The sequence below is a fragment of the Clostridium sp. AF02-29 genome (genome assembly GCF_934835585.1).
Taxonomy (GTDB): domain Bacteria; phylum Bacillota; class Clostridia; order Lachnospirales; family Lachnospiraceae; genus Otoolea; species Otoolea fessa.
This window is the reverse complement of the sequence record NZ_CAKVZK010000051.1, coordinates 1-12,334: the sequence shown is the minus strand read 5'-3', so window position 1 is coordinate 12,334 and position 12,334 is coordinate 1. Positions and strand designations below refer to the sequence as shown.

The following is a 12,334-nucleotide window of genomic DNA, read 5'->3' as shown; positions in this document are numbered from 1 at the left end:
TGATAGTAGCAACACGTCCTGATCCAACAGTACGTCCACCCTCACGGATAGCGAAACGAAGACCCTGCTCCATAGCTACCGGATGAATCAGCTCTACAGTCATCTCTACGTTGTCGCCCGGCATACACATCTCGGTACCAGCCGGTAACTCACAAACGCCTGTTACGTCAGTGGTTCTGAAGTAGAACTGCGGACGATAGTTGTTGAAGAACGGAGTATGACGACCACCCTCGTCTTTTGTCAGAACGTAAACCTGAGCAGTAAATTTCTTATGGCATTTTACAGAGCCCGGTTTAACCAGACACTGACCACGCTGGATGTCAGTTCTCTGAACACCACGAAGCAGAGCACCGATGTTATCACCAGCCTCAGCCTGATCAAGCAGCTTACGGAACATCTCGATACCAGTTACAACAGTCTTACGAGTCTCCTCGTGAATACCAACGATCTCAACCTCATCGTTCAGTTTCAGAGTACCACGCTCAACACGGCCGGTAGCAACAGTACCACGACCTGTGATAGTGAATACGTCCTCGATTGGCATCAGGAACGGCTTATCAGTAGCACGTACCGGATCCGGAATGTAGGAATCTACAGCGTCCATAAGCTCCATGATCTTGTCGCCCCACTCGCCGTTCGGATCTTCAAGAGCCTTCAGAGCAGAACCCTGGATGATCGGTGTGTCATCGCCCGGGAACTCGTACTCGTTCAGCAGGTCTCTGATCTCCATCTCAACCAGCTCAAGCAGCTCCGGATCGTCTACCATATCGCACTTGTTCATGAATACTACGATGTACGGTACGCCTACCTGACGGGAAAGCAGGATGTGCTCTCTTGTCTGAGCCATAACACCATCGGTAGCAGCTACAACCAGAATAGCGCCATCCATCTGAGCAGCACCAGTGATCATGTTCTTAACGTAGTCAGCATGTCCTGGGCAGTCAACGTGTGCGTAATGTCTCTTCTCTGTCTGATACTCAACGTGTGCAGTAGAGATAGTAATACCACGCTCTCTCTCTTCCGGAGCTTTATCGATATCCTCGAAGTTCTCAGCTGTGTTACCAGCTACTCTTGCAGCCAGAACTTTTGTGATAGCTGCTGTCAGGGTTGTTTTACCATGGTCTACGTGTCCGATAGTACCAATGTTACAATGCGGTTTAGTTCTTTCAAACTTTGCTTTTGCCATTTTAAGACGTCCTCCTTAATTTACACCCAATACGGGTATCTCAATTTATGTTAGGCTGACTCTAATTATATTCGATTAGAGCCGTTTTTTCAAGCCTAATATTGCTTTTCCGGGCAGTTATCTGCCCGGAAAAGGCAATATAGTTACATTTTTAATTATTTCTCAGCTTTTCCAGCAAGAACTTTCTCCTGAACGCTCTTCGGAACCGGCTCATATTTCTCAAAGAACATGGAGTAGTTACCACGTCCCTGAGTTCTGGAACGAAGGTCGGTAGAATAACCGAACATCTCTGCCAGCGGAACATAAGCCTTAACCAGCTTGCCGCCGCCGATGTCTTCCATACCCTCGATACGACCACGACGAGAGTTGATATCACCGATGATATCACCCATATACTCTTCCGGCATGGTTACCTCAACCTTCATGATCGGCTCAAGCAGTACCGGGTTACCTTTACGCATAGCATCCTTGAATGCCATGGAACCTGCGATATGGAAAGCCATCTCAGAAGAGTCGACCTCATGGTAAGAACCATCGTATACATCAGCGTGAACGCCGAGTACCGGGAATCCGCCGAGGATACCTGCCTTAGCAGCCTCTTCGATACCTTCGCCTACAGCCGGGATGTACTCTTTCGGGATAGCACCGCCGACAACGCTGGACTCAAACTTGAAGGTCTCTTCGCCGTTCGGATCCATCGGAGTGAAGTGTACCTTACAGTGACCGTACTGACCACGACCACCAGACTGTTTTGCATACTTGCTGTCTACATCTACAGCCTTTGTGAAGGTCTCTTTGTAAGCTACCTGCGGAGCACCTACGTTAGCTTCAACGTGGAACTCACGAAGCAGACGGTCTACGATAATCTCCAGATGGAGCTCGCCCATACCAGCGATGATTGTCTGACCAGTCTCTTTGTTTGTATAAGCACGGAAGGTCGGATCCTCCTCTGCCAGTTTTGCAAGAGCCTCGCCCATCTTGTCCTGACCAGCTTTGGTCTTCGGCTCGATAGCGATGTCGATAACCGGCTCCGGGAACTCCATGGACTCCAGGATTACCGGATGCTGCTCATCACAGATAGTATCACCTGTGGTGGAGAACTTAAATCCGATCGCTGCTGCGATATCACCGGAGTAAACCTTTTCCAGCTCGTGACGCTTGTTGGCATGCATCTGAAGGATACGTCCAACACGCTCTTTTTTGTCCTTTGTTGCATTCAGTACGTATGAACCGGAGTTCATAACACCTGAGTACACACGGAAGTAAGCCAGCTTACCTACGAACGGGTCGGTCATGATCTTGAATACAAGAGCAGAGAACGGCTCTTCGTCGGAAGAATGTCTTACAGTCTCGTTGCCATCCAGGTCAACACCCTTGATCGGCGGGATGTCAAGCGGAGACGGCATGAACTCAATGATAGCATCCAGGAGCTTCTGAATACCCTTATTTCTGTATGCGGTACCACAGCATACCGGGATAGCCTGACACTCACAGGTTGCTTTTCTTAATACTTTCTTTAATTCATCTACAGACGGCTCTTCACCCTCAAGGTATGCCATCATCAGATCGTCATCCAGCTCGCAGATCTTCTCTACCAGCTCGGTGTGGTAAAGCTCAGCGTCATCCTTCATATCCTCCGGGATATCAAGGATGCTGATGTCCTCACCCTTATCATCATTGTAGATGTATGCTTTCATCTCGAACAGGTCGATAATTCCCTTGAAATCATCTTCCTTGCCGATCGGAAGCTGTAAACAGATAGCATTCTTACCAAGTCTGGTCTTGATCTGCTCTACACAGCCATAGAAGTTTGCACCCAGGATATCCATCTTGTTGATGAATGCCATACGCGGTACATTGTAGGTATCAGCCTGACGCCATACGTTCTCAGACTGCGGCTCTACACCACCCTTAGCACAGAATACACCTACAGCGCCGTCCAGTACACGCAGGGAACGCTCAACCTCAACCGTGAAGTCAACGTGTCCTGGGGTATCGATGATGTTGATACGATGCTCCAGAGCGCCTGGTTTCGGTTTGCAGTTTTCCTGCAAAGTCCAGTGACAGGTTGTCGCTGCAGAAGTGATGGTAATACCTCTCTCCTGCTCCTGAGCCATCCAGTCCATGGTAGCAGTACCTTCATGAGTATCACCGATCTTATAGTTAACACCAGTATAATACAGAATACGCTCAGTAGTGGTAGTCTTACCAGCATCGATATGAGCCATAATACCAATATTTCTGGTTCTCTCTAACGGATATTCTCTTCCAGCCAAAGCTTTTTCCTCCTATTAGAATCTGTAATGAGCAAATGCCTTGTTAGCCTCTGCCATCTTATGCATATCTTCTTTCTTCTTCACAGATGCACCAGTGTTGTTAGCTGCATCCAGAATCTCTTTTGCCAGTCTCTCTTCCTGAGTCTTCTCGCCTCTCTTACGGGAGTACAGAGTGATCCAGCGAAGTGCAAGAGCCTGTCTTCTTTCCGGCTTAACCTCGATCGGTACCTGATAGGTAGCACCACCGATACGTTTTGCCTTAACTTCCAGAACCGGCATGATGTTGTTCATTGCCTCTTCGAAAACCTCTACAGCTTCCTTACCGGATTCTGCAGCGACACGATCAAACGCGCCGTATACGATCTTCTGAGCAACGCCCTTTTTGCCGTCCAGCATGATGTTGTTGATTAATTTAGTAACAACCTTGTTGTTGTACAGCGGATCCGCTAATACGTCTCTTTTCTGAGTATGTCCTTTACGTGGCACGTTACTTCCCTCCTTAATATCTGCTCCGGCGGGGAGCCGCGGGAGCCATTCATTAGATCTTAGGTACTCGCATTGAACACTTAGCGAGGTCCCTTACGAGCTTAGTGTGAAAGCGCACCTGCGAAGCGAGCGCGTCTTTCAGCGCGACACTGAGCACGGTGCTTCCTCTCTTCCTGCTCGGCAGGTTCTCTCCAAGTTCAACCTGCGTCTCGTGCGCGGTTCTATGATTCCCTGCAACCTACAGGATCAATATCAAAGTCCGGCACATTCATTCTAAATCTAATAGAACTTCTACCTAATTAAAATTATTTCTTGTCTTTCGGTCTCTTAGCGCCGTATTTGGAACGCGCCTGTTTTCTGTTGGCTACGCCTGCAGTATCAAGAGTACCTCTGATGATGTGGTATCTGGTACCTGGTAAGTCTTTTACACGACCACCACGAATCAGAACAACGCTGTGCTCCTGTAAGTTGTGTCCCTCACCCGGGATGTAGCTTGTTACTTCGATACCGTTGGAAAGACGAACTCTGGCGATTTTTCTAAGAGCAGAGTTAGGCTTTTTAGGTGTTGCAGTCTTAACGGCTGTACACACGCCTCTCTTCTGCGGTGCAGAAACGTTGATAGCTTTCTTCTGTAAAGAGTTGTATCCCTTCTGCAGAGCCGGAGCTGTTGATTTCTTTTCAGATGTCTGTCTTCCCTTTCTTACTAACTGGTTAAATGTAGGCATCCTTTTCACCTCCTGTGATATTGTCTGTGGTTGCTTTTTTAAGCTTGTATTTCCGCGCAGAAATTCCTTGAATTTTGCACGCTTACTTATTATAGCTAGTTTGAGTTGCACTGTCAAGGTATAAAATGCAAATTTTTCCCGTAAAATAAAGGGTTTTACGCTGTATCCAGGTACAGTGCAAAACCCTCTATTGTCTCGTCTGACTCTTTTTTGTCTGGAAAATATCTTAAATATCCCGGAACTTCATTTCCGCTACTCCTGCGGTCCCATGTACTCCGAATCACCAAAACCAAGAATCAGCATAAAAAGCGGATTCAGGAAAAATAAACCAATCGTAAATCCTATCCCGTGACCATAGGCACACGCCAGCTTATAGAGTGCCACCACATTCATGAGTGCTGTTCCCAGAAGCGCAAGCGAACCGATAACTCCCACGATTCCGCCGAAGGAATTTAAAATACCTCCGCCGACCGCCAGTCCCAGTGCCACCCAGAAATACTGCACATCCCAGGTCAGCCGGTACTGTACATAGCCATTGTAAATCGGAATGATGGATTTCCATCCTTCTTCCCCGGCTTTTGTAAAGATCTTCCAGTATGCAATTACCTGCAGAATATAAAAGATAAACGCAAATAATGCATATGCCATAATAAACGCCACCAATCCCATACGCTTTCCTCCTTTCAGTTTTTACTGTCCGAAGAACGTATTCACGCCAGTCAGCAGTCCGTTCGCCAGCGTCTCAAGCGTCGCACCCGAATGATCGGACGCCTTATCTCCCAGCTCAATATCCACACTCGGAATCGTCGAATAGGAAGTCTGGGTCAAATCCATCTCCATGCTGCCTTTGGAATAAATCTTCACACCCGCGCTCTTTAAGCCGCTGATCAGCGACTCGCCCAGTTGGTTGTGCTGCTTCCAATGAGAGGCAACCGGCTCCATCGCACGGTAGGTTGCATTGCTTGGAACGCTCATGAAAAAGGCACCCTTGTTGCTGCTGGTTGAATCCCAGTGCAAGGCTATATGACAGTCCGCGTTGTTATTCGCAATGACCGTACGGGCTATATTATCCAGCTGTACATCATCTGATTCACGGATCATCAGTACATCATAGCCTGCATTCAGAAGTTTTGTCTTAAGCACCTTTGCCATAGCAAGTGTTACCTTGCTCTCTGCTGTCCCATCTGCAAAGGTCATACCGCTGGAAACTGCCACTGCTGAGGTAGCACCGGCTCCGGTTGTACCGCCGGTTACTTTCGCACTTCCATCCGGATGACACTGGGTCTTGACGCTTCCGCCACCGTTTGTTCCATGTCCGGCATTGACGCAGACCACTTTGTTTTTCTTGTTGGAAGCAGTCGAGCGGTACAGGGTCGCAGTTCCGCTGTTGATCTTTGAATAATTTGCGTATTTATAATTAGAAGAAAGTGCGATCGTCGTGCCGCCGGATGTCTGCGCTCCCGCTGCTGTCTGGCTGGTTGTCTGGACAGCACCTGCAGATGCCGGTTTTTTGCTTGTCACATAGGCGGATGAAACGTAATACTTCTTTCCATTCAAAAGAATCATCGTCCACTGCCCGCTGGTTCCCACGCGCTCCAGCTTCTGACCGTAGGACAGATTGCCCGCGATATTATTGTCCTTGATCTGCGCCGATGTCCGGTAGCGCAGGGAAGATGTATTGACATACACCGAGTCGCCTGCCAGCGCAATCTGCGACATACCGGCTGTCATCAGCAGAGCCGCCGCCAGTCCCAGTGTATGTTTTTTGAGCCGATTGTGTCTCTTCATCTATATAATCTCCTTCCAATGTCTCTATTTTTTAAATAATTGTTTCTGTTTTGAAAGTCTAAAATCGTTGAATTTGTTTTTTAAATTTATACAATTCAATCACATTACTTTGGATTTTAAACATTTCCTTTATAAGTATAACGGATTTTCACCTTCGATTCAACCAATCCTGTGCTTCTATTTCTTACGGTTTTATGAAACAAAAAAAGACCGCCGCATCTCTGCGGCGATCTCCAAAAAACGATTCCGTTTTTCATTTTTAATTATTCTTCACTCAGCTCATCCTCGTTGAGTACAATCTTGTCTGCCTCGTCCAGTTCAGCCGGCTCGTTGAAGTCGTCCTCTGCCAGATCGATATCATCCTCTTCCTCAACATCAGTGTTCAGCTTGATGGAGCGGTAACGCTTCATACCGGTACCAGCCGGAATCAGCTTACCAATCAGAACGTTCTCCTTCAGACCAATCAGCTTATCTACCTTTCCGTTGATGGCAGCCTCGGTCAGAACCTTGGTTGTCTCCTGGAAGGATGCAGCGGATAAGAAGGAGTCGGTTGCCAGAGATGCCTTGGTGATACCCAGCATAACCTGACGTCCGATCGCCGGCTCTTTGCCCTCAGCTTCCAGCGCCTCGTTCATCTCGTTGAAATCGAGTACATCCATGGATACGCCCGGCAGTACGTCGGAATCTCCACTTTCCTCAATCTTAATCTTCTTTAACATCTGGTGTACGATCATCTCGATATGCTTATCGTTGATTTCTACACCCTGTAAGCGGTATACACGCTGTACTTCCTGGATCATGTAATCCTGTACGGCGCGGACGCCCTTGATCTTCAGAATATCGTGCGGGTTCACGCTACCTTCGGTCAGCTCGTCACCAGCCTCCAGAACCGCGCCATCCTGAATCTTGATACGGGAGCCGTAAGGAATCAGGTATGTCTTGGAATTGCCCGTCTCATTATCCGTGATAATGATCTCACGTTTCTTCTTGGTATCTTTGATGGTTGCCACACCGCCGAACTCAGCGATGATAGCAAGTCCCTTCGGCTTACGTGCCTCGAAAAGCTCCTCGACACGCGGAAGACCCTGTGTGATATCGCCACCGGCAACGCCGCCCGAGTGGAACGTACGCATGGTCAGCTGTGTACCAGGCTCACCGATGGACTGTGCCGCGATGATGCCGACTGCCTCACCGACCTGAACCGGCTGACCGGTTGCCATGTTGGCACCGTAGCACTTCGCACACACACCGATGTGGGATTTACAGGTCAGGACGGTACGGATCTTGATGGAATCTCTGCCCTGTTTCTTCAATGCTGCCATAACAGCCGCTGCACGCTTCGGCGTACACATATGGTTCTTCTCGATCACCACTTCACCTGTATCCGGGTCTGTGATTGTCTCAGCGATGAAACGTCCTGTGATACGCTCCTGCAATGTCTCGATGGTCTCCTGACCATCCATGAATGCCTTGATCTCCATATACGGAATCTCCGGCTTATCCCAGCAGCAGTCCTCCTCGCGGACGATCAGATCCTGAGATACGTCTACCAGACGTCTGGTCAGGTAACCAGAGTCGGCAGTACGCAGAGCCGTATCGGACATACCTTTTCGAGCTCCATGTGCGGAGATGAAGTACTCCAGTACGTCCAGACCCTCACGGAAGTTGGACTTGATAGGAAGTTCAATCGTATGACCGGTCGTATCTGCCATCAGTCCTCGCATACCAGCAAGCTGCTTAATCTGCTTATCCGATCCTCGCGCACCGGAATCAGCCATCATGAAGATGTTGTTATATTTGTCAAGTCCTGTCAGCAGGTCGTGAGTCAGCTGATCATCGGTTGCCTTCCAGGTCTCGATAACTTCTTTGTAACGCTCTTCCTCTGTGATAAGACCACGGCGGAAGTTCTTTGCGATATGGTCAACCGTTGCCTGCGCGTCAGCAATCAGCTTCGGCTTGCTTGCCGGTACGGTCATATCGGAAATCGATACGGTCATGGCTGCACGTGTAGAGAACTTGTAGCCAATCGCCTTGATATCATCCAGGGTGATCGCTGTCTGGGTTGCACCATGGACATTGATAACCTTCTCCAGAATCTGCTTTAACTGCTTCTTGCCTACGTGGAAGTCAACTTCCAGTTTCAGCTCGTTCTCTTTCTGGGAACGGTCTACGAAGCCCAGATCCTGCGGGATGATCTCGTTGAAGATGAAACGTCCAACGGTAGACTCGATGATACCAGTCTTCGTTGTGCCATCCGGCATCGTGCGGGTTACTCTTACTTTGACACGGGAATGCAGGGTAACAACCTTGTTCTCGTATGCAAGAATCGCCTCGTTGATGCTCTTGAATGCCATGCCCTCGCCCTTGGCGCCCGGACGTTCCTGGGTCAGATAGTAAATACCAAGTACCATATCCTGGGAAGGAACGGCTACCGGACCACCATCGGACGGTTTTAACAGGTTGTTCGGGGAAAGCAGCAGGAAACGGCACTCTGCCTGTGCTTCCACGGAAAGCGGAAGATGTACCGCCATCTGGTCGCCATCGAAATCGGCATTGAATGCGGTACAAACAAGCGGATGCAGCTTGATTGCCTTACCTTCTACCAGAATCGGCTCGAATGCCTGGATACCCAGACGATGCAGTGTAGGAGCACGGTTTAACATAACCGGATGCTCTTTGATTACATCCTCGAGAACGTCCCAAACCTCCGGCTGAAGGCGCTCTACCATCTTCTTTGCATTTTTAATGTTATGAGCGGTTCCGTTGGAAACCAGCTCTTTCATAACGAACGGTTTAAACAGCTCGATCGCCATCTCTTTCGGCAGACCGCACTGGTAAATCTTTAACTCCGGTCCTACAACGATAACGGAACGTCCGGAATAGTCAACTCGCTTACCCAGAAGGTTCTGACGGAAACGTCCCTGTTTACCCTTTAACATATCAGAAAGGGACTTGAGGGCACGGTTGCCAGGACCGGTAACCGGACGACCACGGCGGCCATTATCAATTAATGCGTCAACTGCCTCCTGAAGCATACGTTTCTCGTTGCGCACGATGATATCCGGTGCGCCGAGCTCCAGAAGTCTTGCAAGACGGTTGTTACGGTTGATAATACGACGATACAGATCGTTTAAGTCGGAAGTTGCGAAACGTCCGCCATCCAGCTGTACCATCGGACGGATATCCGGCGGGATAACCGGGACAACGGTCATGATCATCCACTCCGGTTTGTTGCCGGAATTTCTGAATGCCTCTACGACTTCCAGACGCTTGATGATGCGGGCACGCTTCTGTCCGGTTGCATCCTGTAACTGGTTTCTCAGATCCTCAGAATCCTTCTCCAGGTCGATCGCCTTTAAAAGCTCCTGAATCGCCTCGGCACCCATGCCGACACGGAAAGAACCGTAACCGTATTTCTCGATCTCGTCACGGTACTCCTTCTCAGACAGAACCTGCTTCATCTGCAGTCCGGTCTGTCCCGGATCCAGCACGATATAGGAAGCGAAGTACAGAACCTTCTCCAGAGTTCTCGGAGAAATGTCCAGAATCAGACCCATGCGGCTCGGAATTCCCTTGAAATACCAGATGTGGGAAACCGGAGCTGCAAGCTCGATATGACCCATGCGCTCACGGCGGACGCTGGCTTTTGTAACCTCAACGCCGCAGCGGTCACAGATAACACCTTTATATCTGATTTTTTTATATTTACCACAGTGGCACTCCCAGTCCTTGCTCGGTCCAAAGATTCTCTCACAGAACAGGCCGTCTTTCTCCGGCTTTAATGTTCTGTAGTTGATGGTCTCCGGCTTTTTAACCTCGCCGTGAGACCACTCCAGAATCTTTTCAGGGGATGCCAAACCGATCTTGATTGCGTCAAATGTCAATGGTTGATATGTTTCATTTGTCTCTGGCATGAGCGGTACTCCCTCCTATCGATTATTCTTCGTCGTCAGATCCATTATCATCGGAAACGTCTGCATAGTCATCGTCCGTATAGCCGTCTGCCTCTGCTGTATACTCATCGTGCTCTACATCGGTCAGCTCACCATCTTTAAATTCCTGCTCCTGGTAACCGTAGTTGCCGAAGGACTCATTCTGAGAGTAACGCTTGCTGTCACCCTCGATGACGGAACGAAGATCGGTATCGCCTTCGTCGATGTTCTCCTTGAGCTCGATCTCGGAACCGTCTTCTGCCAGAACTCTGACATCCAGACCCAGGGACTGAAGCTCTTTTAAGAGTACCTTGAAGGACTCCGGAATACCCGGCTCCGGAATATTCTCGCCCTTGATGATTGCCTCGTATGTCTTCACACGACCTACCACATCATCGGACTTCACGGTCAGGATCTCCTGCAGCGTGTAGGATGCGCCATACGCCTCCAGAGCCCAAACCTCCATCTCTCCGAAACGCTGGCCACCGAACTGAGCTTTACCACCCAGCGGCTGCTGTGTAACGAGGGAGTAAGGACCTGTGGAACGTGCATGAATCTTATCATCAACCAGATGATGCAGTTTCAGGTAATGCATGTGTCCGATTGTAACCGGGCTGTCGAAGTATTCGCCGGTACGTCCATCTCTCAGGCGGACTTTACCGTCGCGTCCGATCGGAACGCCCTTCCAGAGTTTTCTGTGCTCCAGATGGGTACCCAGATACTCCATAACTTCCGGATCTACAATATCTTTATATTTTGCTTCGAACTCTTCCCAGGAGGTGTTGACATAGTCATTTGCCATCTCCAGAGTGTTCTGAATATCTTTCTCGTCTGCACCGTCGAAAATCGGGGTGGATACATCAAAACCAAGTGCTTTGGCAGCAAGGCTTAAATGAATCTCCAGGACCTGTCCGATATTCATACGGGACGGTACGCCCAGTGGGTTCAGTACGATGTCGAGCGGACGGCCATTCGGAAGGAACGGCATATCCTCAACCGGAAGTACACGGGAAACGACACCCTTGTTACCATGACGGCCAGCCATCTTATCGCCGACAGAAATCTTTCTCTTCTGTGCAATGTAGATACGAACGGTCTTATTTACACCCGGAGCCAGCTCGTCGCCGTTCTCTCTTGTAAATACCTTCGCATCAATGATGATACCGTATGCACCATGCGGTACTTTCAGGGAAGTATCACGAACCTCTCTTGCCTTCTCACCGAAGATCGCACGTAACAGGCGCTCTTCTGCGGTCAGCTCGGTTTCTCCCTTCGGAGTAACCTTACCTACCAGGATATCACCGGCACGAACCTCTGCACCGATGCGGATGATACCGCGCTCGTCCAGATCTTTCAGTGCATCCTCGCCGACACCCGGAACATCTCTTGTGATCTCTTCCGGTCCCAGCTTGGTATCACGTGCTTCTGCCTCGTATTCCTCGATATGGACGGAGGTATATACATCCTCCTGAACCAGACGCTCAGACAGAAGAACGGCATCCTCGTAGTTGTAGCCTTCCCAGGTCATGAAGCCGATCAGCGGGTTTTTGCCCAGACCGATCTCACCGTTGCAGGTGGACGGACCATCTGCGATAACCTCGCCAGCTTCGACATGGTCATTCTTGTATACAATCGGTTTCTGATTGTAGCAGTTGGACTGGTTACTTCTCTTGAATTTTGTCAGATGGTATACATCGCGGTTTCCATCGGAATCTCTCTTGATGATGATCTCGTTGGAAGCGGAGCGCTCAACCACACCGGCATTCTTTGCAACGACACACACACCGGAGTCAACAGCTGCCTTCGCGGAAATACCGGTATCGACAACGGCTCTCTCGGTGGTCAGAAGCGGTACCGCCTGACGCTGCATGTTCGATCCCATCAGAGCACGGTTCGCATCGTCGTTCTGCAGGAACGGAATCATGGAAGTAGCTACGGAGA

General features: G+C 49.4%; 8 protein-coding genes. All 8 read right to left on the bottom strand.

Going from position 1 to position 12,334, the window contains the following annotated elements:
- A partial coding sequence (tuf, locus tag PUQ60_RS10795; protein WP_273482990.1) for an elongation factor Tu occupies positions 1 to 1,186 on the bottom strand: 1,186 nt, incomplete at its 3' end.
- A 155-nt stretch (positions 1,187 to 1,341) separates the two neighbouring features.
- Complete coding sequence (gene fusA / locus PUQ60_RS10790) at positions 1,342 to 3,462, bottom strand: elongation factor G (protein WP_022358474.1); 2,121 nt, start codon at positions 3,460 to 3,462, stop codon at positions 1,342 to 1,344.
- Positions 3,463 to 3,477: 15 nt separating this feature from the next.
- Positions 3,478 to 3,948: a 30S ribosomal protein S7 gene (rpsG, locus tag PUQ60_RS10785; RefSeq protein ID WP_022358473.1), complete on the bottom strand. Its 471-nt coding sequence runs from the start codon at positions 3,946 to 3,948 to the stop codon at positions 3,478 to 3,480.
- Between the two features lie 305 nt (positions 3,949 to 4,253).
- The gene (gene rpsL, locus PUQ60_RS10780) at positions 4,254 to 4,673 is read right to left on the bottom strand and encodes a 30S ribosomal protein S12 (protein WP_022358472.1); all 420 of its coding nucleotides are present in this window, start codon (positions 4,671 to 4,673) and stop codon (positions 4,254 to 4,256) included.
- Positions 4,674 to 4,925: 252 nt separating this feature from the next.
- On the bottom strand, positions 4,926 to 5,342 hold the full coding sequence (locus tag PUQ60_RS10775; RefSeq protein WP_022358471.1) for a DUF5684 domain-containing protein: 417 nt from the start codon (positions 5,340 to 5,342) through the stop codon (positions 4,926 to 4,928).
- A 21-nt stretch (positions 5,343 to 5,363) separates the two neighbouring features.
- The gene (locus PUQ60_RS10770; RefSeq protein ID WP_337955620.1) at positions 5,364 to 6,461 is read right to left on the bottom strand and encodes an N-acetylmuramoyl-L-alanine amidase; all 1,098 of its coding nucleotides are present in this window, start codon (positions 6,459 to 6,461) and stop codon (positions 5,364 to 5,366) included.
- 263 nt (positions 6,462 to 6,724) lie between these two features.
- Positions 6,725 to 10,375: a DNA-directed RNA polymerase subunit beta' gene (gene rpoC, locus PUQ60_RS10765; protein WP_107000676.1), complete on the bottom strand. Its 3,651-nt coding sequence runs from the start codon at positions 10,373 to 10,375 to the stop codon at positions 6,725 to 6,727.
- A 22-nt stretch (positions 10,376 to 10,397) separates the two neighbouring features.
- Positions 10,398 to 12,334 (bottom strand): DNA-directed RNA polymerase subunit beta (locus PUQ60_RS10760; protein ID WP_273482988.1); only part of this gene is annotated, 1,937 nt, incomplete at its 5' end.